The organism is Bradyrhizobium sp. Pha-3, from assembly GCF_042258325.1.
In the GTDB taxonomy this organism is placed as follows: domain Bacteria; phylum Pseudomonadota; class Alphaproteobacteria; order Rhizobiales; family Xanthobacteraceae; genus Bradyrhizobium; species Bradyrhizobium elkanii.
Genome location: NZ_CP170151.1, coordinates 7,077,922 through 7,103,929 on the forward strand (window position 1 = coordinate 7,077,922; position 26,008 = coordinate 7,103,929).

At 63.7% G+C, this 26,008-nt stretch carries 26 protein-coding genes and 1 pseudogene; 14 read left to right on the forward strand and 13 right to left on the reverse strand.

All coding sequences use genetic code 11. From position 1 onward, the window contains the following. The first annotated feature begins 75 nt into the window (after positions 1-75). Complete coding sequence (locus tag ACE10X_RS33785) at positions 76-735, forward strand: TetR/AcrR family transcriptional regulator (protein ID WP_085970505.1); 660 nt, start codon at positions 76-78, stop codon at positions 733-735. Positions 736-783: 48 nt separating this feature from the next. On the opposite strand, the gene ACE10X_RS33790 is transcribed toward ACE10X_RS33785, so the two are convergent. Then, entirely contained in the window at positions 784-1,200 is a 417-nt protein-coding gene (locus ACE10X_RS33790; RefSeq protein ID WP_375763420.1) for a cupin domain-containing protein, read from the reverse strand. A gap of 273 nt (positions 1,201-1,473) precedes the next feature. After that, positions 1,474-1,803, reverse strand: coding sequence for a hypothetical protein (locus ACE10X_RS33795; RefSeq protein ID WP_038382836.1), 330 nt, complete (start codon positions 1,801-1,803; stop codon positions 1,474-1,476). Positions 1,804-1,961: 158 nt separating this feature from the next. Between ACE10X_RS33795 and ACE10X_RS33800 the strand changes: the two genes are divergently transcribed. Next, positions 1,962-2,165 carry a hypothetical protein gene (locus tag ACE10X_RS33800; RefSeq protein ID WP_038382835.1) on the forward strand — a complete coding sequence of 68 codons (204 nt, stop codon included), beginning with the start codon at positions 1,962-1,964 and terminating at the stop codon, positions 2,163-2,165. A gap of 383 nt (positions 2,166-2,548) precedes the next feature. Then, positions 2,549-5,680: a multidrug efflux RND transporter permease subunit gene (locus ACE10X_RS33805; protein WP_375763421.1), complete on the forward strand. Its 3,132-nt coding sequence runs from the start codon at positions 2,549-2,551 to the stop codon at positions 5,678-5,680. Between the two features lie 48 nt (positions 5,681-5,728). Here ACE10X_RS33805 and ACE10X_RS33810 read toward each other — a convergent pair whose 3' ends face one another. The 3 genes from ACE10X_RS33810 to ACE10X_RS33820 form a co-directional block, all read right to left on the reverse strand. After that, entirely contained in the window at positions 5,729-6,175 is a 447-nt protein-coding gene (locus ACE10X_RS33810; RefSeq protein WP_202948911.1) for a GNAT family N-acetyltransferase, read from the reverse strand. Positions 6,176-6,298: 123 nt separating this feature from the next. Continuing rightward, positions 6,299-7,564 (reverse strand): D-amino acid dehydrogenase, encoded by a 1,266-nt coding sequence (locus ACE10X_RS33815; protein ID WP_038382834.1) that lies wholly within the window; start codon positions 7,562-7,564, stop codon positions 6,299-6,301. Between the two features lie 106 nt (positions 7,565-7,670). Next, positions 7,671-8,999, reverse strand: coding sequence for an aspartate aminotransferase family protein (locus ACE10X_RS33820; RefSeq protein WP_038382833.1), 1,329 nt, complete (start codon positions 8,997-8,999; stop codon positions 7,671-7,673). 160 nt (positions 9,000-9,159) lie between these two features. Here ACE10X_RS33820 and ACE10X_RS33825 point away from each other — a divergent pair, with 160 nt between their 5' ends. The 4 genes from ACE10X_RS33825 to ACE10X_RS33840 all read left to right on the forward strand — a co-directional run bounded on the left by ACE10X_RS33825 (position 9,160) and on the right by ACE10X_RS33840 (position 11,299). After that, positions 9,160-9,708, forward strand: coding sequence for a cupin domain-containing protein (locus tag ACE10X_RS33825; protein WP_018273259.1), 549 nt, complete (start codon positions 9,160-9,162; stop codon positions 9,706-9,708). A gap of 58 nt (positions 9,709-9,766) precedes the next feature. Continuing rightward, on the forward strand, positions 9,767-10,288 hold the full coding sequence (locus tag ACE10X_RS33830) for a hypothetical protein (protein ID WP_304556710.1): 522 nt from the start codon (positions 9,767-9,769) through the stop codon (positions 10,286-10,288). A 159-nt stretch (positions 10,289-10,447) separates the two neighbouring features. Beyond that, the gene (locus ACE10X_RS33835; protein WP_304556712.1) at positions 10,448-10,774 is read left to right on the forward strand and encodes a lysozyme inhibitor LprI family protein; all 327 of its coding nucleotides are present in this window, start codon (positions 10,448-10,450) and stop codon (positions 10,772-10,774) included. A gap of 81 nt (positions 10,775-10,855) precedes the next feature. Beyond that, positions 10,856-11,299 (forward strand): hypothetical protein, encoded by a 444-nt coding sequence (locus ACE10X_RS33840; protein ID WP_038382826.1) that lies wholly within the window; start codon positions 10,856-10,858, stop codon positions 11,297-11,299. Between the two features lie 301 nt (positions 11,300-11,600). Here the strand turns inward: ACE10X_RS33840 and ACE10X_RS33845 are convergent, their stop codons facing one another. Continuing rightward, on the reverse strand, positions 11,601-12,353 hold the full coding sequence (locus ACE10X_RS33845; protein ID WP_038382825.1) for a Crp/Fnr family transcriptional regulator: 753 nt from the start codon (positions 12,351-12,353) through the stop codon (positions 11,601-11,603). Between the two features lie 138 nt (positions 12,354-12,491). Between ACE10X_RS33845 and ACE10X_RS33850 the strand changes: the two genes are divergently transcribed. Together ACE10X_RS33850 and ACE10X_RS33855 are read left to right on the forward strand one after the other, a co-directional pair. Then, on the forward strand, positions 12,492-12,923 hold the full coding sequence (locus tag ACE10X_RS33850; RefSeq protein WP_051002792.1) for a hypothetical protein: 432 nt from the start codon (positions 12,492-12,494) through the stop codon (positions 12,921-12,923). A gap of 120 nt (positions 12,924-13,043) precedes the next feature. After that, positions 13,044-13,447: pseudogene (locus tag ACE10X_RS33855) on the forward strand (DUF4864 domain-containing protein). 22 nt (positions 13,448-13,469) lie between these two features. Here the strand turns inward: ACE10X_RS33855 and ACE10X_RS33860 are convergent. From ACE10X_RS33860 to ACE10X_RS33870, 3 genes are all read right to left on the reverse strand, one after another. After that, the gene (locus ACE10X_RS33860; protein WP_157787874.1) at positions 13,470-14,612 is read right to left on the reverse strand and encodes a dienelactone hydrolase; all 1,143 of its coding nucleotides are present in this window, start codon (positions 14,610-14,612) and stop codon (positions 13,470-13,472) included. 416 nt (positions 14,613-15,028) lie between these two features. After that, positions 15,029-15,502, reverse strand: coding sequence for a MarR family winged helix-turn-helix transcriptional regulator (locus ACE10X_RS33865; RefSeq protein WP_051002790.1), 474 nt, complete (start codon positions 15,500-15,502; stop codon positions 15,029-15,031). 557 nt (positions 15,503-16,059) lie between these two features. Continuing rightward, positions 16,060-17,616: a porin gene (locus ACE10X_RS33870; protein ID WP_038382822.1), complete on the reverse strand. Its 1,557-nt coding sequence runs from the start codon at positions 17,614-17,616 to the stop codon at positions 16,060-16,062. A 286-nt stretch (positions 17,617-17,902) separates the two neighbouring features. On the opposite strand from ACE10X_RS33870, the gene ACE10X_RS33875 reads away from it, so the two are divergent. After that, complete coding sequence (locus ACE10X_RS33875) at positions 17,903-18,436, forward strand: MarR family winged helix-turn-helix transcriptional regulator (RefSeq protein ID WP_375763422.1); 534 nt, start codon at positions 17,903-17,905, stop codon at positions 18,434-18,436. Between the two features lie 28 nt (positions 18,437-18,464). Here ACE10X_RS33875 and ACE10X_RS33880 read toward each other — a convergent pair whose 3' ends face one another. Further along, positions 18,465-19,700 carry an MFS transporter gene (locus ACE10X_RS33880; RefSeq protein WP_051002794.1) on the reverse strand — a complete coding sequence of 412 codons (1,236 nt, stop codon included), beginning with the start codon at positions 19,698-19,700 and terminating at the stop codon, positions 18,465-18,467. Between the two features lie 109 nt (positions 19,701-19,809). Next, a complete protein-coding gene (locus ACE10X_RS33885; protein WP_038382828.1) occupies positions 19,810-20,256 on the reverse strand; it encodes a hypothetical protein in 447 nt (148 codons plus the stop codon). Between the two features lie 254 nt (positions 20,257-20,510). Between ACE10X_RS33885 and ACE10X_RS33890 the strand changes: the two genes are divergently transcribed. From ACE10X_RS33890 to ACE10X_RS33905, 4 genes are all read left to right on the forward strand, one after another. After that, positions 20,511-20,720: a hypothetical protein gene (locus ACE10X_RS33890; protein ID WP_038382820.1), complete on the forward strand. Its 210-nt coding sequence runs from the start codon at positions 20,511-20,513 to the stop codon at positions 20,718-20,720. A 101-nt stretch (positions 20,721-20,821) separates the two neighbouring features. Further along, complete coding sequence (locus tag ACE10X_RS33895; protein WP_038382819.1) at positions 20,822-21,118, forward strand: hypothetical protein; 297 nt, start codon at positions 20,822-20,824, stop codon at positions 21,116-21,118. Positions 21,119-21,536: 418 nt separating this feature from the next. Further along, positions 21,537-23,669, forward strand: coding sequence for a flagellar biosynthesis protein FlhA (flhA, locus tag ACE10X_RS33900; RefSeq protein ID WP_304496722.1), 2,133 nt, complete (start codon positions 21,537-21,539; stop codon positions 23,667-23,669). Between the two features lie 385 nt (positions 23,670-24,054). Further along, positions 24,055-24,255 (forward strand): hypothetical protein, encoded by a 201-nt coding sequence (locus ACE10X_RS33905; RefSeq protein WP_028341260.1) that lies wholly within the window; start codon positions 24,055-24,057, stop codon positions 24,253-24,255. Between the two features lie 204 nt (positions 24,256-24,459). Here ACE10X_RS33905 and ACE10X_RS33910 read toward each other — a convergent pair whose 3' ends face one another. Both ACE10X_RS33910 and ACE10X_RS33915 read right to left on the reverse strand, forming a co-directional pair. Beyond that, complete coding sequence (locus ACE10X_RS33910) at positions 24,460-25,431, reverse strand: anti-sigma factor domain-containing protein (RefSeq protein WP_038382815.1); 972 nt, start codon at positions 25,429-25,431, stop codon at positions 24,460-24,462. Positions 25,432-25,434: 3 nt separating this feature from the next. Next, positions 25,435-25,980 carry a sigma-70 family RNA polymerase sigma factor gene (locus ACE10X_RS33915; RefSeq protein ID WP_038382814.1) on the reverse strand — a complete coding sequence of 182 codons (546 nt, stop codon included), beginning with the start codon at positions 25,978-25,980 and terminating at the stop codon, positions 25,435-25,437. Between the last annotated feature and the right edge of the window lie 28 nt (positions 25,981-26,008).

Here is a 26,008-nt window from a genome sequence, read left to right on the forward strand (position 1 = left end):
CTTGTCAGGCCCGGTGCTGGTCGCCATATACGGAGGCATCCTCCGTTTACAAGAGAGGGCGAAAAGAAAAAGCCAATGAAAAAACTAATGGCCGGTCGATCACCAGAAATTGCACGCAAGCCCCGCGCCGACGCCGTGCGCAATCGCGAGCGCGTGCTGGAAGCGGCCAAGGCCGTGTTCTCGGCCGGCGGCAGCGAGGCGAGCCTCGAGGCGGTGGCGCGCCATGCCGGCGTCGGCATCGGCACGCTGTATCGCCATTTTCCGACCCGCGAGGCGCTGTATGAGGCGGTCTATCGCCGCGAGGTCGAGCAGCTCGGCGATCTGGCCGAGCAACTGCAATGCGCGCCCGAGCCGGTCGAGGCGCTGCGGCGCTGGCTGCGCGCCAATGTGGAATTCGTCGCCACCAAGAAGGGCATGGTCGCGGCACTGGCGCTGGTCGCGCACGGCTCGACCGAGTTGCATGCCTATTCGTTCGACCGCCTGACCAAGGCGATCGGCACCCTGCTCGCGCGCGCGGTCGCTGCCGGCGCGATCCGCAACGACATCAGCGCCGAGGACGTGCTGCGCGCGCTGATCGGCATGTGCTACATGCACGACCAGCCCGGCTGGCAGACCACCGCGCTCAGGCTGTTGGACGTATTCGTGGACGGCTTGCGGGTGCAGCCGGCGGACAAGGCGGCCTCCCCGGCAAAGCCAGCGAACAAGGCTGCGCGAAAAGCCCCGCGCAAGGCATAGTTACCGGTCAAGAGCGGTCCGATAGAATCGCCGGTTCTGCCGATCGCCTCAGTTCTTTGACTTGAAGATATCGGCCGTGACGAAGATGACGGCATCCTTGCCGTCATTGCGGTGCCAGTGAATTGTCGTTCCAGGCTCGCCCGTCGCATCCCCAGCCTTGAAGGTCTGAGAGGTGCCGTCGTCCCGAATGACGGTGTCGTTTCCCTGCAAGAAATATACGACGGCAGGCCGTTCCTTGTGATCGTGCAGGCCGATGTGGCCTCCCGGCTCGATCGTGAGCAAACGGAGCCTCAGTTGCCGACCTTCCATGCCTGGAAATTCGGGGCCCAGCTCGACTACTGTCGTTTTGCTCGTTGTGTATCCCTTGTTGTCCTTCGGTGCATCTGCGGCCTGCGAGAGGGCGATCTCTACACCAGATGCAAATAAAGAGATTAGGAGGCCATAAGAGAGATTGCGCAAAGTCATGCGAATACTCCTTTCTTGCCAATAGCAGAAGCTTCACCACTTGCTCGATAAACGTCAATCTTAGCGCAATATGGATGATCTGGGCGCTCTGTCGCTACATCCACTATTGGTCTTCGCGATCCGAGCGAGCCGGATGCATACTAATGAGCCAGCGCCCGCCTCACATTTTGCTCGACTTCATATTCGCGATTCAGCCCGGCCATCGTGCCGGGCTTTTTCATTGGCCCATCGCGCGTATAACAAAAAACCCCGCACCAGGCGGGGCTTTTGCGATCATCGCGGATTGGTCCGCGTTCCGCTGTTGTTGCCGGGCAGGTTCGACGTCCCGGTCCCGGTCGCGGAATTGTTGTTGGGGTCGGTCGAGTAATTCGGCGTCGAGGTGCCCGGGTTGTTCATGTTGCCGGTCGTGCTGCCGGGTGGATTGCTCATTCCCGAGCCCTGGCCCATGCCGGTGGTGCCTCCGGTACCGGTTCCCGTACCCGAACTGCCCGTCCCCGCGCTCGCACCGCCCGCCGATCCGCCACCGGCGCCCCCCTGCGCGAAGGCGAACGAAGTCGACAGCATTATCGCCGCAGCGAGACCGATCGTTGCCAGTTTCTTCATGTGAACTCCTTTCCTGGTTCGGACGAGCAACGTGTTCCGCAAGGCGGGCGTTCCTAAGCCGTCGCCGCAGGATGGAGCGGCGTTCCGCGCGGCGCGAGGAACTTGAACTGGCCGGCCTTGTTAGGCCGGAGAACGAACGTTCGGGAGGTGCTCCCCGCATGAAGACACTTCAGATGCAGCACGAGATCACGGCCGAACTGGAAAGACGGTCCGGTGTCACAGGCCTGAAGCTGATCCGGCTCAAGGGCTATACGCCGAGCTGGGATCTCGGCGGCACACGCGAGACCGCGCTGGATGAGGCAAAGGAAAGAGAGCTTCGCGCCACCGTGACGGCGATGCAGGACGAGTTCGACATCGCCTAAGACCGTTGCACGAGCAAGTCGCACCAAACAGCCCGAAGCCGTGCGTGAATGATCATGACGCACCTGGCGGCGTCGAGCCAACCGGGCGCGCAATAATATGTCGTCCCACGATATATTCCACGCCAGGGACATGTTTGACGCTTCCCAAACGGCGCACGCGAATTCCGGCCATTGAACGAACGTCGAATGCGCGATCCGACGTTTCCATTCGCGCGCCGTGCTCCGGAATGATTATGCTGGCTAAAAACAGGTAGACGCGGAGGCAAACTCCGCGATCTGCCGATTGGCCATGGCGAGGAAAACGCGCGTTCGCGCTCGAGCTTTCGAGGACGACTCCCGACATTCGGGAAAAGATGCGCCTGCCGTTCATTTGGATCGCAGAAATGAACGAGAGCATCTCATCTCGGTTTATCCGCTACCCGATCGGCACCTCGCTGCTGATGGCCGGCATTCTGTTCGTCGGAATGGTCGCCTATCCCCTGCTGCCGGTTGCGCCGCTGCCGCAAGTCGACTTTCCGACCATCCAGATCTCCGCAAGCCTGCCCGGCGCCAGCCCCGAAACCATGGCCTCCTCGGTTGCGCAGCCGCTGGAGCGGCAATTCGCGCAGATTCCGGGCATTGCCCAGATGACCTCGACGAGTTCGCTCGGGTCGACCGCAGTCACCATTCAGTTTGATCTGAACCGCAGCATCGACGGCGCCGCCAACGACATCCAGGCGGCGATCAATGCCGCAGGCGGCCAGTTGCCCAAGAACCTGCCGACGCCGCCGACCTATCGCAAGGTCAACCCGGCGGACTCGCCGATCCTGCTGCTGTCGGCGACCTCGGACACCCTGCCGCTCATCACCGTGAGCGATGCGGTCGACGCCCAGCTCGGGCAGCAGATCAGTCAGATTTCGGGCGTCGCCCAGGTGTTCATCGGCGGGCAGCAGAAGCCGTCGATTCGCGTGCAGATCGATCCCGCCAAGCTGGTCGCCAAGGGGCTCTCGCTGGAAGATATCCGCAGCCAGATCGCGATCACGACGGTCGACAGCCCGAAGGGCAACATCGACGGCACGAGCCGTGCCTACACGATTTACGCCAACGATCAGCTCCTGGATGCCAAGGACTGGAATGACGTGATCATCGCCTACCGCAACGGCGGCCCGTTGCGGATTCGCGACATCGGCCAGGCCGTCGCCGGGCCGGAGGACATGAAGCGGGTCGCCTGGGCGGACGGCAAACGCGGCGTGTTCCTCGTCATCTTCAAGCAACCCGGCGCCAACGTCATCGGAACGGTCGACAGGATCAAGGAGCAGCTTCCAAGGCTCGTTGCCGCGATTCCGCCCGCCATCAAGATCAAGATCATCAGCGACCGGACATTGACCATCCGCGCCGCCGTTGAGGACGTGCAGATCACGCTGCTCATCACCATCGTTCTGGTCGTCATGGTGATCTTCCTGTTCCTGCGCAGCTTCTGGGCGACGGTGATTCCCGCCGTGACCGTGCCGCTCGCGCTGCTCGGCGCCTGCGCGCTAATGTGGGTGTTCGGCTACACGCTCGACAACCTTTCGCTGATGGCACTGACGATCGCGGTCGGCTTCGTGGTCGACGACGCCATCGTGATGCTGGAAAACATCACGCGGTACGTCGAGCAGGGCGCGCGGCCGCTCGCGGCGGCACTGCAGGGCGCCGGTGAGATCGGTTTTACCATCCTATCCATCAGTATCTCGTTAGTCGCGGTGCTGATCCCGCTGTTGCTGATGGGTGGCGTGATCGGCCGGTTGTTCCGCGAATTTGCGGTGACCCTTGCGATGGCGATCTTCGTCTCCCTGGTGGTGTCGCTGACGCTGACGCCGATGATGGCATCGCGCTTCCTGCGCGCGCGTGGCGAGACGAAGCACGGCCGGCTCTACCAATGGAGCGAGGCGGCATTCGACAGGATGCTGCATGCCTATGAGCGAGGGCTTGATCGGGCGCTGAGCTGGAGCCGGACCACGCTCTGCATCTTCTTCGCGACGGTCGCTCTGTCGGTCTATCTGTTCGTGATCATTCCGAAGGGATTCTTCCCGCAACAGGACAATGGCTTCCTGAACGCCGTGTCGGAGATGGCCCAGGATATCTCTTTCGCCGACATGGAGCGGCATCAGGAAGAACTCAGCAGGATCGTTCGGGCCGATCCCGCGGTGGAGAGCATGGCCGAGTTCATCGGCGGTGGCGGCACCGCGCTGAATTCGGGTCGCATGTACATCACGCTGAAGCCGCGCGAGGAGCGCGACGCGAGCGCGCAGCAGATCATCGCGCGGCTGCGGCCGAAACTCGAGGCGGTCGAGGGAGCACGTCTCTACTTGCAGGCGTCCCAGGACGTTCGGCTGGGCGGGCGCGCGACACGGACGCAGTTCGAATACACGCTGCAGGATGCAAAGCTCGACGAGCTGAACGAATGGGCGCCGAAGATTCTGGCCAGGATGAAGACGCTGCCGGAACTGCGCGACGTCGCCACCGACCAGCAGACCGAGGGAACGACGCTGACGCTGACCATCGATCGCGACACCGCGTCGCGCTTCGGCATCCAGCCGCAACTGATCGACGACACGCTGTACGACGCGTTCGGCCAGCGCCAGGTGACCCAATACTTCACCCAGCTCAACAGCTATCACGTCATCCTGGAGATCCTCCCCGAATTGCAGGGCAAGCTCGACACGCTGAACAAGATCTACATCAAGTCGCCGACCACGGGGGACGAGGTGCCGCTCTCCGTGTTCTGCAAGTGGACCACGATTCCGGTGCGCCCGCTCGCGATCGCGCACCAGGGGCAGTTTCCTGCGACCACGATCAGCTTCAACCTCGCGCAAGGGGTGGCGCTCGGCCAGGCGACCGATGCGATCCAGAACGCCGTCGCCGATCTCGGTGCTCCAGCCACGCTCAGCTCGAGTTTCCAGGGTACCGCGCAGGCCTTCCAGCAATCACTGAGCTCGGTGCCGCTGCTGATCCTGGCCGCGCTGGTCGTGGTCTACTTGATCCTCGGCATGCTCTATGAAAGCTACATCCATCCGCTCACGATCCTGTCCACACTGCCATCGGCCGGGGTCGGCGCGCTGGCGATCCTGATGGCATTCGGGTTCGATTTCAGCCTGATCGCGCTGATCGGCATCATCCTCCTGATCGGAATCGTGAAGAAGAACGGCATCATGATGGTCGATTTCGCGATCGCCGCCGAACGCGAGGAGCATCTGTCGCCGCGTGAATCGATCCGGAAAGCGGCCCTGCTGCGCTTTCGCCCGATCATGATGACGACGATGGCGGCGCTGCTCGGCGGCGTCCCGCTGATGCTGGGCACCGGAACGGGATCGGAAATTCGCCAGCCGCTCGGCTATGCGATGGTCGGCGGCCTGATCGTGAGCCAGGCGCTCACGCTGTTCACCACGCCGGTCGTGTATCTCTATCTCGACCGGTTCTCGAATGCGCTGTCGAGCTGGACGGCAACGAAGCGAGACGACGATGTCGAACCGCCCGTGAAGAACGCCGCCGAATAGCCCCGGAGCGGACTCGTACCCGCGATCGCAACCGCCCTGGCGAGGCGGTCAAGCCGAGCGGTAGATATCCGGCCGGACGATCTCCATGAAGCGCGACGGGTTGCCGAGCGCCTCGAACCCGAATTGGCGATACAGTCCATGGGCGTCCGAGGTCGCGAGCAGGAAGCGCCTCAGGCCCTGCAGGTCTTCATGCTCGACAACGCAACGCACCAGCCATTTGGACAGCCCCTTGCCGCGATGCGCCTCGAGGATGAACACATCGGCAAGCAATGCGAAGGTCGATCTGTCGCTGACGATGCGCGCGAAGCCAACCTGTGCGGCGCCATGATAGACGCCAAAGCAGAGCGAATTCTCGATCGCCCGCTGCACGGTCGATCTCGGAATGCCCCGCGCCCAATAGCTATCCTCCGCCAGAAACGTGTGAATGACCTCGACGTCCAGGCGGTGCGGATCGGCTGATATCTCGTATTCGGCAAGCATCTGCTGCGCCGGCATGTGCTCTTTCCTTCGATCAAACCACTAGAGCTTCGGTTCTGATTGAATCAGAGCCGAAGCTCTGGATTCTTGTTTGACGCGTTTTCTTCACACGAACCGGTATCCACTTCGCTCGAAGACGCTCTAGCCGAACCGATGGTCGTAGCGCTTGATCGACAGCTCCTTGGTGTCGATCTCGGGCTGCTTGCCGGAGAGCATGTCCGCCAGCACCCGGCCCGAGCCGCAGGCCATGGTCCAGCCGAGCGTGCCGTGGCCGGTGTTGAGGTGCAGATTGGCGAAGCGCGTCGCGCCGATCACCGGCGGGCCGTCCGGCGTCATCGGGCGCAACCCGCACCAGAAGGTGGCCCTGGGCAGGTCGCCGCCGCGCGGAAACAGGTCGGTCAGCGAATGATCCAGCGTCGCGCGCCGCGCGGCGTAGAGCTTGGTCGAATAGCCCGAGATCTCGGCGGTGCCGCCGACGCGGATGCGATCGCCGAGCCGGGTGATCGCGACCTTGTAGCTCTCGTCCATCACGGTCGATTCCGGCGCGCCGGACGCGTCGTTGATCGGAACGGTGATCGAATAGCCCTTGACCGGATAGACCGGCAGCGAGATGCCGAGCGGCCGCAGCAGGATCGGCGAATAGCTGCCGAGCGCCAGCACATAGGCATCCGCCGTCATCATCCCGGCGCTGGTCGCGACGCCGGTGATCCGGGTCGTGTCCGCATTCAACCCGTCGATGCCGACATTGAAGTTGAAGCGCGCGCCGAGCTTCTCGGCTTCCAGCGCCAGGGCCTGCGTGAACATGTGGCAGTCGCCGGTCTCGTCATGCGGCAGCCGCAGGCCGCCGGCGAACTTTTCCTTCACGCCGGCCAGCGCGGGCTCGGCGGCGATGCAGCCCTCGTGGCCGAGCACCTCGAACGGCACGCCGTATTGCTTCAGCACCGCGATATCGTCGCCGGTGTGATCGAGCTGCGCCTGCTCGCGAAACAGCTGCAGCGTGCCGCGCGCACGCTCATCATAGCGGATGCCGATCTCGCTGCGCAGCGCCTGCAGGCAGTCGCGGCTGTATTCCGCGATCGGGATCATCCGGCTCTTGTTCACCGCGTAGCGCGCCGTGGTGCAGTTGCGCAGCATCTTCAAGAGCCAGAGCCACATCACGGGATCGAGCTTGGGGCGGATCACCAGCGGGCCGTGCTTCATCAACAGCCACTTCACCGCCTTGACCGGCACGCCGGGGCCGGCCCAGGGCGATGAGTATCCGGGCGACACTTCGCCGGCATTGGCAAAGGAGGTTTCCAGCGCGGGCTTCGGCTGACGGTCGATCACCGTCACCTCGTGGCCGGCGCGCGCAAGGTAATAGGCGGAGGTGACGCCGATCACGCCACTGCCGAGAACAAGGACCTTCACTTTTCCTCACATCCTGCAGCGAAAACGCAATCGCCGCTGCGAAACCACTCTGCTTCGCAACGGCGACAGCAATTTGTAGAGCCAGCTAAGATATAGCTAGCAATTATCAGGCCACGCGCTTGATGGAGTCGCCGAGGATCGAGACGATGTCGTCGATATGCGACTTCTCGACGATCAGGGGCGGCGACAATGCCAGCGAGTCGCCGCTCATGCGGAAGTAGAGGCCGCGGTTGAAGCAATCGACCATGATGTCGTAGCCGCGCGCGCCGACGGCACCATCGCGCGGCGCGACTTCGACCGCGCCCATCAGACCCTGGTTGCGGATGTCGACCACGTTCGGCAGCCCCTTCAGCGAATGCAGGGCATCGCGCCAGTAGTCGGCGAGCGAGGCGCCGCGGGTCAGCAGAGCTTCGTCCTTGTAGATGTCGAGCGTGGCAAGACCCGCCGCGCAGGCCACCGGATGCGCCGAATAGGTGTAGCCGTGGAACAGCTCCATGGCGTTGTCCGGGCCAACCATCAGCCCGTCGTGGATCTGGCGGCTGGTGAACACCGCGCCGCACGGCACGGTGCCGTTGGTGATGCCCTTCGCGGTCGTCATCATGTCGGGCGTCACGCCGTAGAAGTTGGCGGCGAACGGGGTGCCGAGGCGGCCGAAGCCGGTGATGACCTCGTCGAAGATCAGGAGGATGCCGTGCTTGGTGCAGAGCTCGCGCAGCCGCTGCAGATAGCCCTTCGGCGCCGGCAGCACCGCGGTCGAACCCGGCACCGGCTCGACGATCACCGCCGCGATGGTGTCGGCGCCATGCAGCGCCACCATCCGCTCGACATCGTCGGCGAGCTCGGCGCCGTGCTCCGGCTGGTCCTTGGCGAAGGCGTTGCGGGCGAGATCATGGGTATGACGGATGTGGTCGACGCCGGGCAGATGGGTGGCGAACTGGCGGCGGTTGGCGACCATGCCGCCGACCGACATGCCGCCGAAGCCGACGCCGTGATAGCCGCGCTCGCGGCCGATCAAACGGGTGCGGCCCGGCTGGCCGGCGGCGCGGTGATAGGCCAGCGCGATCTTCAGCGCGGTATCGACCGATTCAGAGCCCGAATTGGTGAAGAAGACGCGATCCAGCCCCTTCGGGGCGATCTCGGCAAGCCGCTCTGCAAAATCGAACGCCAGCGGGTGGCCCATGTTGAACGAAGGCGCGAAGTCCAGCGTCGACAGCTGCCGCTCGACCGCGGCCGCGATCTGCGGGCGGCCGTGGCCGGCGTTGACGCACCACAGACCGGCGGAGCCGTCGATCACCTGCCGGCCGTCGACCGAGGTGTAGTACATGCCCTTGGCGGAGGAGAACAGCCGCGGCGCCTTCTTGAACTGCCGATTGGCCGTGAATGGCATCCAGAACGAGTCGGTCTTGATGGTGTTCGGAATCTGATGAACGGTCACGGCGGCGCTCCATTGCTGACTGATGCTAGTCGGACCACTCTTCCAGGCACTCAACAAGTCCTTTTCTGCCGCACCGCAAGCCATTGATCTTGTTGAGGCGCTCTGCCAATGTTTGTTCGATCCGCAACACCTGCAACAGGGATTTGCCAAAGGAACTGTCATGAGCGTCGACATCGGCGGGCGGCTTCGATTCATCCGCGCGCGGCACAAGCTGTCGCAGCGCGAGCTCGCCAAGCGTTCCGGCGTGACCAATTCGACGATTTCCCTGATCGAATCCAACCAGATGAACCCGTCGGTCGGTGCCCTCAAGCGCATCCTCGACGGGATTCCGATGGGGCTCGCCGAATTCTTTGCGATCGAGCCGGAGCGGCCGCGCAAGGCGTTCTATCGCGCCGACGAGCTGACCGAGATCGGCAAGAAGCCGATCTCCTACCTGCAAATCGGCGACAGTCTGTTCGGACGGGCGTTGCAGATCCTCAAAGAGCGCTACGAGCCCGGCAGCGACACCGGCCGGGTGCCGCTGGTGCATGAGGGCGAGGAAGGCGGCATCGTGGTCTCGGGCCGGCTCGAGGTCACGGTCGACGACGAGCGGCGGGTGCTCAACGCCGGCGACGCCTATTACTTCGAAAGCCGCCGCCCGCACCGCTTCCGCTGCATCGGCGCCAAGCCGTGCGAGGTGATCTCGGCCTGCACGCCGCCGACATTTTGAACCCGGCGCGCGCGGCGGGCGACCTAAGCCGCATGGCGCGGCCGCGCGGGTGACGTCGATGCCTTGCTCTCCACGGCTTGCGGCCGCCGTCGCGGCCATCGCGGTCCTTGCGTCCGGCCCGTCCGTTGCGATGGACGATGATCTGCGGGCATCGAGCAGCGCGCCGACCGCGATCAGGCTGTGCGGCGATAGCGGCGACAGCACGATCGGGACCGCGGACTGCAGGAAGGCCGGCACCGACAGGCTGGTGACGCAGATCGACCGGGCGTTCGACGCGGCGCTCGGCAAGATGCCGGCGAACATCAAGCCGCTCTTGAAGCGCGACCAGGCCTGGTTCAACGAGATGATCATCGACGCCGCCGAGGTGCTGGCCGAAAGCGACGCGGACGAATTGAAGGAGAGTTTTGCGCAAGCCCTGCGGCGCCGCGCCGCCGCGCTCGAGGGAATGGCATCCGGCCGTTCCGGCTTCGCCGGCAACTGGGTCAATGCCTTCGGCAGCCTCACGCTGACGCCGGCCGACGGCGGCGCCTATCGCCTCGCCGCCGATCTGCGCGGCGACTATGGCGGCGACCGGCGGTGAAGCTGCAAGCTCATCGCCGACCTGAAGCCTTCGGGGAGTGGCTGGCTCGCCGGCACCGCGGCGGTCAATACGGACACAGCGGCCGACAAGCCGAAAGCCGACGCAGCGGCCGCTCCCGCCAAGCCGCCGTCACTAAAACTCCGCCGCCAGGGCGAGACCTTGCGGATCGTCGGCACCATCGACGACGAGGAATGGGACGGCCTCGCCGACTGCTCGTCGATGTGGCAGGTCACCGGCAGCTATTTTGCCGCCGGCAAGGATACGGCATCCGACAGTGCGGACACCGCCTTCGTCGTCCCGACCTTCGACTGCACCAGGCCGGAGACGGCGACCGACGAGGAAATCTGCGCCGACCCTGATCTGGCCGACAACGACCGGCGGCTGAACCGCGCCTGGAAGGCGTTGCAGCCGCACCTCGACGAGGCGACGCGGCGCGCGCTGATCGACGACCAGCGCAGCTGGGTGAAGAGCCAGGCGCAGCAATAGCCGGAATTCCTGCACCCGGCCTGGAACAAGCAGAGCTCCCAGGCTCACTTCACCGTCGATGCCCGCGACCACGTCGACGGATTGCAGCGCGAACGCCTGGCGCTGCTCGAAGGCTTTGACGACAAGCGCGGCGGGCTTGCCGGCATCTGGCTCGCCCATAACGCCATCATCAAGATCACCACCGAGAGCAACGGCGCCGTGAAGGCGACCGGATGGAAGTGGGACCAGGGCGACTGGAAGGCCGGCTGCGACTACGAGATGACGGGCAAGATCGTCGGCGGCACGTTTCGCTCCGACGAGCAGCGCAAGAACCCGGACACGCTCGAGCGCGATCACGCCATGCTGATCGTCAACCGGCAGGACGATTTGTTCGCGAAGAAGCGCGACTCGAACAAGGGCGGCACCGAGAACAAGGACGCCGACGAGGCGAAATGCAAGCGCCGGCTCGACAATTCCTCGACCGCGCGGCTGTTTCCCGCCCGGCTCTCGCCGGACATCGATAATTTCAAGGGCTCGATCAGATAGAGCGTCTTCATGCGACGTGCATACCGGTTCGCGTGACGAAAACGCGTCAAGACAACAATCCAGAGACCCGTTCCGATTCAATCGGAACAGAAAGGCTCTGATCACACGACAGTATCACAGATCGCGCGTCTGCCGGTCGCCCCACGCAATAACGGCGGCAATGGTGGCGAACATTGCTGTGACCGCGATCATGACGAGGATGGTGTCGAGAGGCATGGGTCGTCTCCTGCATATGATGGAGAGACCTAGCGCGCCTGCGCGCGTATCGCCTTGTGCTGGATCAAAAGCCGACGCCGGAGCGTCAGCTCGCGCCGCTCAGCTTGAGCCGTTCGAGGTCGAGCAGCCGCACGCCATCGGGCACGATCAACACCACCTTCTCGCGCGCAAGGCGGGTCAGCGTACGGCTCACCGTCTCGATGGTGAGACCGAGATAGTCGGCAATGTCCTGCCGGCTCATCGGCAGCGGCACGGTGACGGACACGCTTCCGATCCGGGCGTATCGCGCCTGCATGTTGAGCAAGAATGCAGCGATCTTTTCCTCGGCACTGCGCCGTCCGAGCAGCAACATCTGGTCCTGCGCCAGGCTCAACTCGTGCCCCGCGAACTCATGCAGGCGGCGCAGCAGATGCGGCTTGCCATCGACATAGGCGAGGAACGCCGATCGCACGAAACGGCAAACCGCGACCTCGTTGACCGCTTCCGCGGTGACGCCGTAGCGGTCCTGCAGCGCAAGTCCGAGGAAGTCGCCCGGCAGCGCGAAACCCACGATCTGACGGCGGCCGTCGGGCAATGATTTGTAGAGCCGCACGACGCCGTCGGTGACATTGAACACGCTCCCCGCCAGCGCACTCTGCTCGAACAGCGTCGTTCGCGCCGGAACCAGCTTTGCCTGGCTGATCCGGTCGAGCTCCTCGAGTTCGGAGGGCTCCAGCGCGGCGCAGACGCTGAACAGCCTGACCTTGCAGTCCTCGCAGCCATTCGTGGCGCGGCCGTGCCTGCAGTCGGACGGCGTCGCGCCGGCACACGAATCCTGCAGTGGCTCGGCAATGCTCATGGCTTCGGGGTCCGCTTGGTTAGGTGCTTCACACTATCAACCCCGATTTGATCTGGATCAACCGCCAACGGCATTGATGCAGATCAATGCTGCGCCGCGCTTTCCCCAGCAGTTTCGCCATCATCGGGGAATCCGGCGATGAACGAGCAATTCCAGGCACTTCCGATCGACCATCAGCATGCGATCGTGGCCTATCCGCTGGTGTTCATGCATGACGCCAGTATTACCACGGATCAGTGGCTGCGGTTCGTGCGCCGGCGCTGCCGCGGCAGCTCGCCCGATACCGGGCTGATCGCGATCCGCGATCGCCGCGGCGTGATCCATGCCCTGTTCAGTTACCGCATCGACAGCGACCTGCGCGTCCGCAAGCGGCTCAGCATCGGCGACCTGATCGTCGCGCATCTGCCCGGCTCGCGGATCGACGACGCGGTGTCGAACGTCATCGCCGAGGTTTCGGCGCAATACGGTTGCCAGATCGTCACCATCGAGCAGCCATTCGCAACGTGTCATGCGCGGCACGCCGGATGTCCGACTGCCGAGGCGCTGCGGCACCGTCGGCGCGTCAACTGACATCGCGCCGCTCGATCGTTCGGAGCCAGCCGCCGAACGCGCCCTGCTCCGTTGCCGCCGTGGTCGTGCCGGAGTAGCCTTGCGGCGACTGGAAGGTCCGACTGTCGACGGTGCCACCGCATGCGCATCATCCTGATGTTCGTCGCTATTCTGCTCGGCTCGCTCGCTCCCGCAGCGGCCGACGACGTCGGCGCCGCGCAGGCCGTGATCCGCGCGCAGGAGCAGGCGTTCGGCCGCGACGACGCCGCGGCTGCCTATTCGCATGCCGCGCCCGCGATCCGGCAGATCTTTCCGCAAGCCGACATCTTCATGTCGATGGTGCAGCACCAATATGCGCCGGTCTATCGGCACAGAAGCTTCGAGTTCGGCGAGGCGCGCAGCGACGGCGACCGGATCGCGCAGCGCGTCCATATCGTCGACGCCAATGGCGAGGCATGGGAGGCGCTCTACACGCTGGAGCGGCAGGCCGACGGCAGCCTGAAGATCACGGCTGCTCATTGCTCAAGGCCGGCCAGTCGGTGTGATCGCAGGGACCGGATCCGCCGCTTAGGCCAGGCCCTTGCTCGGCCGGAGCCTGTCTTCAAGCCAGTCGAAGATGACTTCATTGGCCAATGTCGGGTTATCGATATGTCCCTGCATGGCGGCGGTTTCAGCACGCCGGAACAAGATCAGTCGGGCGTCGCGATGAATGCTGCTCAGCTGGTCGCCAAATTCAATCAGGGCGCCCGGAAGGAGCCAGCCGGCTTCACCCGCCGTGACGAGGAGCGGACAATCGATGCTGCGTGAAATCGGATTGGCTTCCTCGAGCCATCCAGTCTGCTCGTTGCCGCCAGCTTGCCGATAAAAGAAACTCCTTTCGTGCGAGTCCCACATGCCGGCGTCGCAAACCGCCGCGGCAAACCGGGCGTCACTCGCGGCCGCCCGGGCGACCAGCGAGGAATTCCACGCGTCCGCCACGATGGCGATCCGCGTGTTGTCAACGCCGGGCTTCTCCGAAAGAAAGTCCAAGATGCGGCTCATCGCGGCTTCGAACTTGCGACCCTCGAGCCGTTCCGGTGGCAACGCCGTCTGAGTACCCAATAAATCCACGGCGAGCAGCGAGAAGCCGCGCTCATTGGCATGGCCGGCGTATTTGGCGATCAGTTCTTCCTTGTAGGAACCCGGCTCGCCAATGCATACGATCACGGGCCCATCGTCGTGAAAAGCCGAGGGCAGATAGTAGGCTTGAAGCGACAGGTCGTCCGTCCAAGGAATCGACAGCACCTGGCCCGCTGGAACCCGGCTGTTCAGAAAGTTGGTCGCGCAGCGACGCATGCCGTCGACAGCGCATTTCAGCAGATCATTGGCGTATCCAGGAGGCCTCGCGGCTGCGTGAAAGTAAGTGGTGGCGCGAAGCCAGTTGCGACGAGCGGTGATCATGTTTCCGTTCTGCAACGAAATCTCGGCTCTCGCCTCGTTCAGTTCCGCGGTCTTGATCCACTCCCCGGACCACGAGTTCTCCGAACCGAGGTTGATCTTGCTCAATGTCAACCAACATTCGGAAACCGTTGAACCGCCCTCCTGTGCGGCGGCCAACACTTTGACGAACTCCGCCGACAGATCTTCACGATCCCGCCAGACTGGCCAGCCCTGATCATCGAACTCGACGCTGCTTGACGAGGCGCCGTGCACCCCACAGTGGTCATGCATATTTCGTCAACTCGTTCGCACCCGGCTCTGCTGCCGGTACGCGTTATCGATACGAGTCCGCCAGTTCGCGTCGACGAAGCGCCGCTTCGATAGCCGCGTGACGTTGGCGCCGAAATCGCAAACGCCAATCACCCAGCTCTCCCAAGAAACTATTCCAATGCCGGTTCATATAATTGAAGTAATTCGGCGGCGGCAATCGTTGATACGGCGGCGCAGGAATGCGTTGCGCTTATGCCTGACGATCGATTGTTGTCGATTGTTGCTGCCGCAATCGTTTCCGAGCAGATGCTCGGCAACGACCTGAACGCAGCCGCTCGCCTCTCGCGCGCACGTGCCGTCGGCGCCGGCCGCCTCTCACGGAATCGCGAGGACCGCGACGTTATCGGTCACTCCAGCGTGACAGCGAGCCCGCACGGCTAGAAGGCTGCGATGTCGCTGTCCTTAACCAGGTAGTCCTGCATCGCCAGCGCGCGATCGCTCGACCTGATGAATCGCTCGACGAGATCGAGAAAGATCGAGAACTCCTTGTCGTTCATGCAGCCGAGCCAGACGTCGTTGACCTTCGACTGCATCGGCGTGAGCGAGTCCAGAAGGGCGCAGCCGCCTTGGGTGACCGTCAATTTGGTGCGGCGACGATCATCCAGATCGCCGGCCTTCTCGACCAGGCCAAGCTCGGTCAGGTGCTGGATCGCCTTCGTGACACCCGCGCTGGTCAAACGGAGGTACTCGGCGACGGTGACGGGGAAGACGTCGCCCTTGGTCTCGAGATAGCGGATCGTGGTCAGGATCGTGTACTCAACGCCGGCGATGCCGGCATGCGCCGCGTAGCCCTGGGTCAGGTGATGGTGGCGCGACGACAGGGAATGCAAGCAGCCCGCGAGACGCTGCAACTGCAGTTCGCTCGCTTTCGCGATTCGGTTGGTTGAAGCCGTTGCGTGGAACGCCGCCGGAAAGTGGCCCGTCGAAGGTTTACGGTTGCGGTTTGGTTTTGCTGTTGCCTTCGGCATGCCGAGCGACGCTTCCTGATCGGACCGGGCGGCCTTTATATGATATAGTAATATAACTGGCGTGGCATATTCCGTCCAGCTGACGCCGCCGCTTCGCCTGTACCGCAGATCACGATGCACGGCGGTTTTCGATCCCGGGCTTCACGAAGCCGTGCGCCGGTGCCGCGCGCCGAGATGGCCTTGCGCCGCGGCAGCATGCGCCGATCGCACGGGCTCAATAAAAAAACCTCCGGCAGGGCATTGCCGGAGGTTTTGGAGGTTAGTTCATGAAGATGTCTGATATCTCCTCATCATCATGGTCGGCAGAGCAACCGACGCCGGTTTTGTACATGATAGACTAATATTAGTAAATCATACAACGAATCCTTCTTTCAAAATTAAAGCCCCGACAGTTTCCCGCCGGGGCTTTGATGAGCGATCAAGTCAGGATCAACCGGGCCTTACCAATTGCGCTGCGCGCGGAGCAGCAGCATGTAAGTATCCTGGTTGCTGAGAGAGTAGACAGCGGCCGGCTTGCCGATCGCAGCGCTACCCGGGTAGGTGACCGTGCCGGCGTAGTTCTGATCCAGATGGGTGTAGGTGAAGTCAGCCGAGAAGGTCAGGTTCTTCACCGGGGTCCACTGGGTCTGCGTACCGATCTGCGCGATGCTGTAGTCGGGGTTGCACGAGGTCAGGTTCGAGGTGGCACCGATCAGGATACCGAACGATCCCCCCACACCCGTTCCGCCCGGGCCGCAGATGTAGCTCTTGGCGGTGCCGTTGTAGTTAACCTGGGCCCAGGCACCGTAGATGCTGGTGTTCCAGTTCGGATTCCAGTTGTGGACATACGCGCCGCTCACGCCGTAGGTCGTGATCAGCTGCTGCTGGCCGCCAGTGACGAACACGCTGTCCGGTGCCATGCCGAAGCCGATGCTCTGGTAGGCACCGGGAACGCTGGTGTTGCCGAAGTAGGTGAATGCACCGGCACCCGAGAGATCCTGGATGTTGTAGCGCGTTGCGCCGTTGGTATAGACGCCCTGGACGTTGATCGTGTCGCCAGGCCCGGTCGGGATGTTCTTGATCGACAAGGCCAGCGCACCAGCCCAGCCCCATTTGTCGTCGGGATGACCGGTCAACTCGGTGCCACCGTAGTAGGCCGCGTGGTTGTCATGCGCCGCGAACGACGCCTGGAACAGACCCCAGGCCTGGTCGACGCGGAGAGCCGCGATCAGATCCGGAGCAATCGTGCCGGCATAGTCGCTCGCGCCGTAGATGCCGAGAGCACCGGTACCGAGCGCGCCGAGATTCTGCACGCCGGCCTGGGTGTAGGCCGACTGATCCTGAGCCGACAGCGACAGCGACACGCCGTTGCCGAACTGCGCGGTGTAGGTGAACTGGTTCACGCCGGTGATCGTGCCGCCGCCGCCGACGAGACCGTCGAAATTGTTGCCCGGATAGTTGGCCCACGGCGCCGAGAACTGCGAGACCGCCTTACCCATGGTGAAGCCGGCGAACTGGATGAAGGCGTAATAGACGCCGACCGTGCCGTTCGCGACTGTGCCGGAGCTGGCGTTGTTGGGTGCAGCGGACGTTCCGATCGGCGAGTAGACCGTCGAACCGTTGCCGGCGCCACCGTAGCTGTCCGAGGTCCAGCTGAAGGTCGCATCGAAGAAGGTGCGGACCACGCCGTATTCGGTCGCGGTGCGGGTGTCGACATTCAGGTCTTCACGCGAGCGCCAGGTGTAGCCGTTGGTGAAGCGGTTCTGTGCGCCGGCCGCGCCACCGTAGTTGCCGGTGTGGTCTGAGTTGGTGTTCGCCAGCACGTCGACACGCAAATAGCCGCCCAGCTTGATGCAGGTGTCGGTACCCGGAATGAAGTAGAAGCCCGGACCATAGAGCGAGCAGACCTTCACGTACTCGATTGCCTTGGCCTTGACCGGAAGGTCGGCCGCCATGGCTCCACTGCTCGCGACGAGAGTCGCCACCGAGCCCAACAAAAGGCCCTTAACGATTTTCATGCTATCCTCCAAGTGATGCCTTCAAGTGATGCCTTGCACTGCTGGCAAAGCGACAAACGTTTCCCCTCCCAAAAACCGCTGCGGCGCAGCCATTTTCGAGATGCTCGTGGTCAACTCGGCCACTGCAGGCGTGAGATGGTGGATGCCCCCATCTACGGGGCGGAACAATGCTACTGGATAGTCACATATTCAACTTATATTAGTTAGTCATTCTATTGTTTGCGCGGCGATGTGTCATTCAGGCAACGCCTCGACGAACATTTTCGTCAGACGCCCGCTTCATGGATTGCTCGATATCTGTGAAGATGAATTTTTGTTAAGGTGCGTCATGACCGAGCGCAAATCGACCGACAAACTGCAGGACGCGGCTGAGCGATTGGCCTGGGAGATTGTGTCGACCAGCGTGCGCCTGGAGGAGTTGCGCAGCATCTGGGCCAAGATGATCGGAATCACCGGTCCTCAATGGATGATCATGACGGTCCTGGCGAATGCCGACGACCGAAACATCGGCCTGCCCGTCGGCGCGGTTTCTCGGGCACTGCGTGTCGATCAGTCGTTTGTGGTCACGCAGTCAAAATTGCTCGAAAAGAAGAACCTCTTGCGCCGCAAGAATTCGAGCGAGGACGCCCGGGTCGTGAACCTGTCGCTGACGGACCACGCCAAGAAGCAGATCGCGAACCTGTCCTCGCAACGCAAGGACCTGAACGAGTTCGTCTATGCCGAGCTGGATCTGCGGGAGTTGCAGCAGCTGACCGGCAAGATGGATTCCATCAAGAGCCGCCTGGAGAAAGCGATCGCGAGGATCTCGGCCGAGCTTTAGGACGTCGCCGAAATCGCCGCAGTCCGGATCAGGCCAGCGCCACCCGCTGCCGCGCCCGCATCATGAGCAGCACGATGATGCTGACATTGAGCAGGTTCCAGGCGAGGCCGTTGGCGAAGGCGGCGGCATAGGAGCCGGTGGCATCGAAGATCACGCCCGAGATCCAGCCGCCAAACGACATGCCGAACACCGAGGCGAAGATCACGATGCCGATCCGGGTCGCGGCCTCCGACGCCGGCATCGCCTCGCGCACGATGATCGCGTAGCTCGGCACGATGCCGCCCTGGAACAGGCCGAACATCGCCGAGATGACGTAGAGCGAGGTCAGGCTGTCGAAGAACAGATAGAACAACAGCGCCGAGCCCTGCGCGATCGAGCCGATCAAGAGCGTACGGATGCCGCCGATCCGGTCCGCGAGGAAGCCAGAGCCGATCCGGCTGATGATGCCGAAGCCGAGCATCAGCGACAGCATCTCGGCGCCGCGCGCCACGCCGTAACCGAGATCGCCGCAATAGGCGACGATGTGGACCTGCGGCATCGACATCGCCACGCAGCACGAGATCGATGCGAGCGACAGGATCGCGGTCAGCGCATTGGTGGAAAGCTTGAGGTCGACCCGCGGCGGTGCCGCATTGACATGGCTGCGCCTGGTCGCCGCGCCCATCAACACGCGCAGCACCATGAGCGCGAGCAGCATCGAGATCGCGGTGAAGATGCCGATTGCAATATGGGTGGTGCGCCAGCCGACACTCTGCATGCCGAAATTGACCAGCGGCGGCCACACCGTACCACCGACGTAATTGCCGCTCGCAGCGATCGCGACCGCGAGACCGCGGTAGCGCTCGAACCAGTGCGATGCCTCCGCCATCAACGGGCCGAAGGTCGCGGCCGACGACAGGCCGATGGCAAAATGCAGCAGGATGAAGGCCCAGATCGACGGCGCGTAGCCTGCGCCGACATAGCCGAGGCCGAGGATGCCGATCCCGGCGCCGATCGCCGCAACTATGCCGTAGCGGTCGCTGATCTTCCCGGTCACGACCTGGCCGAGGCCGAAGCCGAGCATCACCATCGTAAAGGCGAGCGAGGCCGTTCCACGGGTTGCGCCGAAGTCGGTCTGCACCACGGGCAGCGCCACCACGACCGACCACATGCCGACGCTGCCGAGCGAGCCGATCACCACGGCCACGACAAGGCGCAGCCATGCCCGGCGCGAGTCGGGAATGAACGTAGCGACTTCAGGGGAAAATTCAGAAGAAATTACCACGGCAGGCGGAACTTCGTCGGCATTTGCCTCCGGGTCAAGCCACATTGCCGAGAGATTAGGCATGCGCGAACAACGGGACGCGGGTCCTGCGACGGAAAAGTGAACCGGATCAATTGCCGAAATTGGGATCCTGCGACTGGAACGGGCCGCACTTCGCGCGCTTGGCGAACCGCTGGTCGAAATCGACGGTGCCGCCGGTGACCGGAATGCGGGTCGGCGGAAGGCCCCGGAGGTACTGATCGACGGTCACGGTCTTCTGGTCGGTGCTCAGGGTGACACGGACCGGCTCGAGCGGCTTGCCCTTGTTCACGTCGGTCAGATCGAGCACGTAATAGCCGATGACGGATTGTCCGCCCCGCATATGGCGATCGACCGAGAGCGGCAGATAGACCTCCATCCGGACGCCCTCTCCGTCGCAGGTGATCATGCGGATCATCACCGCCTCGGAACCCGGCGGCTTCGCGGCGGCGGCGGTCGCAACGCAAGCCGAAATCGCCGCGACAAGTCCCAGCTTCGCGAGCCCGTGTCTTCTCTTCAATGCGATGGTGCAGCGCATCGGGTGGCAATCCAGCATCCCTGACCATGACGTGCAATCTGCACTTCGTCGGGCGCAGGCTCCGGCAAGTTCAATCCACCGCCTCAGCAGGTCGGGAATATCGTGCGTCAAATCGCGATCCATGCTGACGAGGAAAAATGATACACTGCGAGCCGGTTCACACTCGCGGCGCGCAACCCGGACTATCATTCCGTAGGGATGGCACGCGGCTCGTAAGGTAAAGGATCGAAGCGCTTAACTGTCGGAGGGTCATCATGCGTTCGTCGTCAGCAGAGTGGTTACCCGTTGCATCAGCGCCGTCGGACCGCGAGCTCGAGGTCTGTGTCCTCGATTATGATGGCATGGTCCACGCGCTCATGTTCCCGTGCCACCGCGACGGCGCCGAATGGGTCGACCATGCCGGCAGCAAGCACCTCGACATCCAGCCGACGCATTGGCGCAGATGGACGCAGTCGGCCAACTAGCGCCGCTGTGATCGGCCGAGGCGGCCGGCGCCGATCTCGCGCCGGTCCGCACCTTGGGCTAGAATGGTGACGTGGGTTCAGGGTGGGCCAGGAGGCTCGTCATGAAATCACACGTGGTCCCTTTCGAAAATCGCTGGACCAACGGCAAGCATGCCTGGGAGTGGCACTGCGAGCTCGAGCGGCTGGGCGTGCCGACGGTCCGGACGATGTATTGCGAGCATGAGACGCACCGTCGGAACAAGTCGGCGGTGGTGTTCGACATCCCCGCGGGCTTTGTCCACGACTGGCTGGCCTTTCATGACCGGCGCGCCGCCCGGCAGCAGTTCTTGTGGCGCGCCAGCGTCATCACGCTCGGCATCATCGCCGCATCGGGCGTCGTGCTCGGTGCGCTCAAATAGAGGCCGCGAGGCCGGCGGCGTCATCCGTGGCCATCCTTCGAGACGCCCGCCTTTGGCGGGCCCCTCAGGATGACGCCGTCTTGCGGGGCAAAATCCTGGTCTGGACCCTCATGATAAGGAGCGCCGCTTGCGGCGCATCTCGACCACGAGGCCCTATCACCCCTGCTCCCGGCCGCGAATCCCCCATGCCCGGCGCCTGCGACGACCCGTGCGGTCGCGCGAAAGCACTTGTTAACCCTTTGCTAACCATACACCCGGCAAGAATTGCCGAGTGAAGTCGAGTGTCGTCGAACGCGTCTAACGGGCGGAGATCCCCGTGAACGCCAGCGCGGTGCCTCACTTTCGGAACGGCGGCCCTGCGGCCGTCGCGCAGACGCTTGGCGGCCGCAGTCGCCAGTCGCGGGGGAGAGCGGCTACCATGGTCGACATCACGGCAGGTCAGGGCACGGCAGGCAAGAGCGGATTGCCGAGCCTCGGCGAGATTGGCGACATCCTGAAGCGCGGCGATATCGCGCTGGCGATCGGCGTCCTCACCATCCTGGTGGTGCTGATCCTGCCGCTGCCTTCGATCGTGCTCGACCTTTTCCTGGCGGTCTCGATCACGGTCTCGATCCTGATCCTGATGACCTCGCTGTTCATCCAGGCGCCGCTGGAATTCTCGTCGTTTCCGACCATCCTGCTGATCTCGACCATGCTGCGGCTGTCGCTGAACATGGCCTCGACCCGGCTGATCCTGAGCCACGGCCATGAGGGCACGGCGGCCGCCGGCCACGTCATCGAGGCGTTCGGCAACTTCGTGATGGGCGGCAACTTCGTGATCGGCATCATCGTGTTCGCGATCCTGGTGATCGTGAACTTCGTGGTCATCACCAAGGGTTCGGGCCGCATCGCCGAGGTCGCGGCGCGCTTCCAGCTGGACTCGATGCCCGGCAAGCAGATGGCGATCGACGCCGACCTCTCCGCCGGCCTGATCGACGAGAAGGCCGCCAAGGAGCGCCGCAAGGCGCTGGAAGACGAGAGCGGCTTCTTCGGCGCGATGGACGGTGCCTCGAAATTCGTCCGCGGCGATGCCATCGCCGGCCTCTTGATCGTCGGCATCAACATCGTCGGCGGCATCATCATCGGCGTCGCCCAGCAGGGCCTCTCGTTCAGCGAAGCCGCCCGCACCTACACCGTGCTGACGGTCGGCGACGGCCTCGTCACCCAGGTGCCGGCGCTGATCGTCTCGACCGCCGCGGGCCTCCTCGTCTCCAAGGCCGGCATCACCGGCGCCGCCGACAAGGCGCTGATGCGCCAGCTCTCGGGCTATCCGCAGGCGCTCGGCATGTCGGCCGGCGTGATGCTGGTGCTGGCGCTGCTGCCGGGCATTCCGACGCTGCCGTTCCTGGCGCTGGGCTCCGGCGCCGCGGTGCTGGCCTGGAACGCACGCAAGCAGAAGCGGGCTGCGAAGGCGGCCGAAACGGCGGCAGCCGCTGCCCCGGCTGCTGCCGCGGCCGCCGCCGCTGCAGCCGCGGAGGAGCCGATCGCCGCCGCGCTGAAGATCGACGACCTCAAGATCGAGCTCGGCTACGCGCTGCTGCCGCTGGTCAACGGCCCCGACGGCACCGACCGCCTGACCGAGCAGATCAAGGCGCTGCGCCGCTCGCTTGCCATCGAGATGGGTTTCGTGATGCCGGCGGTGCGCATCCTCGACAACGTCCAGCTCGAAGCCAACAGCTACGTCATCAAGATCAAGGAAGTCGACGCCGGCACCGGCAAGATCTGGCCGAGCCAGTTCATGGTCATGGACCCCGCCGGCAACCAGGTGCAACTGCCCGGCATCCACACCATCGAGCCGACCTTCGGCCTGCCGGCGACCTGGGTCGACGCCGGCCTGAAGGAAGAGGCCGCGCTGAAAGGCTACACCGTGGTCGACGCCGCCACGGTGCTGTCGACGCATCTGACCGAGCTGCTCAAGACCAACATGGCGGACCTGTTGTCCTACGGCGAGGTGCAGAAGCTTTTGAAGGACCTGCCGAAGGAGCAAGGCGAGCTGATCAAGGACATCGTGCCGGGCCAGGTCACCGTGTCGGGCATCCAGCGCGTGCTGCAATTGCTGCTCGCCGAGCGCATCTCGATCCGCGATCTCTCGACCATCCTCGAGGGCATCGCCGACGCGCTGGCGTTCTCGCGCAATCCGGCCACCATGGTCGAGCACGTCCGTGCCCGGCTGGCCCGCCAGATCTGCGCGCAAAACACCTCGCCGAACGGCTATTTGCCGCTGATCGCGCTGTCGGCGCGCTGGGAGCAGGCGTTTGCGGAATCGATCGTCGGCCAAGGTGACGACCGCAGCCTGGCGATGCAGCCCTCGAAACTGTCGGAGTTCATGACCGCGGTGCGCAACGCCTTCGAGCAGGCGGCGCGCGAGGGCGAGGCGCCGGTCCTGGTGACGTCGGCCGCGATCCGGCCGTTCGTTCGCTCACTGGTGGAACGGTTCCGCTCGCAGACCACGGTGTTGTCGCAAGCCGAGATCCATCCCCGCGCCCGGCTGAAGACGGTCGGCAGCGTTTAGGGTCTCTTGTTCGGAAGCGTTTTCTTCACGTGAGCCGGGCGTCCACTTCGCGCGAAAACGCGCTAGCGGCCGCAAATCATTTGCGTTTTCGTCTGTGTTTTCTCGCCACAGGCAACTGATTTATGTGGAACAGGCCGGAACGGCCCTATCTGGGATGCAACATTCCAGCACCAGTTCAAGACACTGATATTAAATAGCTTTAATGCGTTTCAGATTACCAAAAGGTCATTTTTGATCGCGCCCGATCACGTCTCATCACGGCCTTGTGATGGCCTCTAGGGAACGGAATCGGCAAATCCTACGTTAGCGGGGCACGAGACGTTGAACCGGACAACAGACCGAACCGACAGATTTACTGAGAGCAGGAAGGCGGCAGGAGACTTCCATGAACCACTCGATCTACAGCGCCGATCGTATGACGCACCTGAAGATTGTGGTTGTGGCGTTGTTCGCCGGTATCCTGGTCGCGGGCTTTGGCATCGCGGCACATAATTCGTCGGATGATGGATACACGCAGACGGCGCGGGTCATGAAGGCCGGCAAGCCCGTCGCGATCACCAGCACCAGCAACTCGCTGGTCCGCTAACAGGAGAGTTTCACGAATTCACGTAGTGTTCTTTACAGCCCCCCAAAGTCGCTGCGTGGATATTTAAGACCCCCAACTACCCCCAAGTTGACTATCGAAAACGCCCGCTCCCCACGGGCGTTTTCTTTTTTTTCGGGTGCCCGACGCGACGTCTCATCCACGTCATTGCGAGCACCTGGATTCAGTTGCTGCAGCAGGCGCAAATTATCGCGGCGCCGAACCCGACGCGCCCGGCACGGTCTCGATCAGCTTGCCGGTGAAGATCGGCGCCGAGGTCGGCTGGCCGTCCGGCGAACCGCCGGCCTGCTCGACGGTCACCGCATAGGTGGCGCCGTTGATCACGTCGGGGTCATAGCTCGACAACACCGGGCGCGCGGTGAAATCATCAGCACCGATCACGCCGAGCGAGCGCGGCTGCGGCAGCTTGTCGGAGATCAGCCAGAGCTCAAAACTCTTGCCGGGCTCCGACGCGGCGCCGACCTTGCGGACGGTAAAATTCTTGGTCGCGCCGTCGATCGTCAGGATGAAGGCCGGCCCGCCATTCTGCCCTTGCAACAGCGCGACATATTGTGCCGATGGAGTGAACGCCGGCGCCGGCGTCTTCACTTCCACGGTCTGGATGCGCGGCTTTGGCCTCATCGCGTTCGGCAAGGCGTCGGGCTTGTAAATCTGCAGGCCGAGCATCGCCAGCAGGGCCGCCGCGATCGCCGTCGCAGCCGACGCGATACCGCGCCAGCGCTTCACGCGGTTGGTAAGCGCGGTCACGTTGCGTTCGTCGAAGATGACCCGTGGCTGTCGGGCCTCGGGCAGCCTCCGGATATCGGACGGCGGCTGGGGCTCGTCCGGATCAAACGCCGAGCCGAATTCAGGATCGTCCGTGATTGGCGAAGGCGGCGGCGTCACCGTCGTGGCCGGCGTCTCGGGCAGCACCAGCGGCGCCTGCGGCGCGCTCGCGTGGCCGATCGCCGCCTTGATGGTGTCCCAGACCACCGGACGCGGCTCGACCAAACCGACCATCTGGTTCAGCGGCCCGAGCCTGAACTGCCAGGCCTGCACCAGCGCTGCGAACTCGCTGTCGACGGCCATCATGGTCTCGACCTGCGCGCGCTCCTCGGCATCGAGCGTACCGAGCGCATATTCCGCGGCGAGCGCGATATGGTCTTCGCTATAGGCCATCAATCAGAGTCCAAGACACTCCCGGATATCCATCAGGCTGCGGCGCAGCCAGGTCTTCACCGTGTTCACCGGTGTCTCGAACTTTGCGGCGAGCTGCTCGCGGCTCCAGCCGTTGTAATAGGCGAGCAGCACGAGCTTCTGACGATCCGGCTCCAGACGACCGACGCATTCCAGCAACCGCTTCAACTCTTCCGTCATTTCCCGTCGCGCCAGCGGATCGGGCGAGTCGGCGGCGACCTCCATTGCGGCCGGCTCGTCTTCCAGCGATGCCTCGCCGCGCTTGCGCACCACGTCGATGGCGCGGTTGCGCGCGATCGACGTCATCCACGTGATCGGGGACGACAGGGCTGGGTTGAACTGCCCGGCGCTGTTCCAGATCTTGACGTAAGCCTCCTGGAGGACCTCCTCGGCGAGATCCTGACGCCGCAAGATACGGAGCACGACGCCGAAGAGTTTCGCGCGGGTCGCGGCGTACAGCCGCTCAAAGGCGGCCTCATCCCCCTTGGCGACGGCGGCGATCAGCCAGACCAGCTCAGCCGGCGTCAGCACTTTGCGCCCTCCAAGCCTCGATCCCCCA

What these genes read in the sequence shown, in the direction of transcription:
- ACE10X_RS33785 (WP_085970505.1), top strand. Translation starts at nt 76, where the DNA reads ATGAAAAAACTAATGGCCGGTCGATCACCAGAAATTGCACGCAAGCCC.
- ACE10X_RS33790 (WP_375763420.1), bottom strand. Translation starts at nt 1,200, where the DNA reads ATGACTTTGCGCAATCTCTCTTATGGCCTCCTAATCTCTTTATTTGCA.
- ACE10X_RS33795 (WP_038382836.1), bottom strand. Translation starts at nt 1,803, where the DNA reads ATGAAGAAACTGGCAACGATCGGTCTCGCTGCGGCGATAATGCTGTCG.
- ACE10X_RS33800 (WP_038382835.1), top strand. Translation starts at nt 1,962, where the DNA reads ATGAAGACACTTCAGATGCAGCACGAGATCACGGCCGAACTGGAAAGA.
- ACE10X_RS33805 (WP_375763421.1), top strand. Translation starts at nt 2,549, where the DNA reads ATGAACGAGAGCATCTCATCTCGGTTTATCCGCTACCCGATCGGCACC.
- ACE10X_RS33810 (WP_202948911.1), bottom strand. Translation starts at nt 6,175, where the DNA reads ATGCCGGCGCAGCAGATGCTTGCCGAATACGAGATATCAGCCGATCCG.
- ACE10X_RS33825 (WP_018273259.1), top strand. Translation starts at nt 9,160, where the DNA reads ATGAGCGTCGACATCGGCGGGCGGCTTCGATTCATCCGCGCGCGGCAC.
- ACE10X_RS33830 (WP_304556710.1), top strand. Translation starts at nt 9,767, where the DNA reads ATGCCTTGCTCTCCACGGCTTGCGGCCGCCGTCGCGGCCATCGCGGTC.
- ACE10X_RS33845 (WP_038382825.1), bottom strand. Translation starts at nt 12,353, where the DNA reads ATGAGCATTGCCGAGCCACTGCAGGATTCGTGTGCCGGCGCGACGCCG.
- ACE10X_RS33850 (WP_051002792.1), top strand. Translation starts at nt 12,492, where the DNA reads ATGAACGAGCAATTCCAGGCACTTCCGATCGACCATCAGCATGCGATC.
- ACE10X_RS33860 (WP_157787874.1), bottom strand. Translation starts at nt 14,612, where the DNA reads ATGCATGACCACTGTGGGGTGCACGGCGCCTCGTCAAGCAGCGTCGAG.
- ACE10X_RS33870 (WP_038382822.1), bottom strand. Translation starts at nt 17,616, where the DNA reads ATGAAAATCGTTAAGGGCCTTTTGTTGGGCTCGGTGGCGACTCTCGTC.
- ACE10X_RS33885 (WP_038382828.1), bottom strand. Translation starts at nt 20,256, where the DNA reads ATGCGCTGCACCATCGCATTGAAGAGAAGACACGGGCTCGCGAAGCTG.
- ACE10X_RS33890 (WP_038382820.1), top strand. Translation starts at nt 20,511, where the DNA reads ATGCGTTCGTCGTCAGCAGAGTGGTTACCCGTTGCATCAGCGCCGTCG.
- ACE10X_RS33895 (WP_038382819.1), top strand. Translation starts at nt 20,822, where the DNA reads ATGAAATCACACGTGGTCCCTTTCGAAAATCGCTGGACCAACGGCAAG.
- flhA (WP_304496722.1), top strand. Translation starts at nt 21,537, where the DNA reads ATGGTCGACATCACGGCAGGTCAGGGCACGGCAGGCAAGAGCGGATTG.
- ACE10X_RS33905 (WP_028341260.1), top strand. Translation starts at nt 24,055, where the DNA reads ATGAACCACTCGATCTACAGCGCCGATCGTATGACGCACCTGAAGATT.
- ACE10X_RS33910 (WP_038382815.1), bottom strand. Translation starts at nt 25,431, where the DNA reads ATGGCCTATAGCGAAGACCATATCGCGCTCGCCGCGGAATATGCGCTC.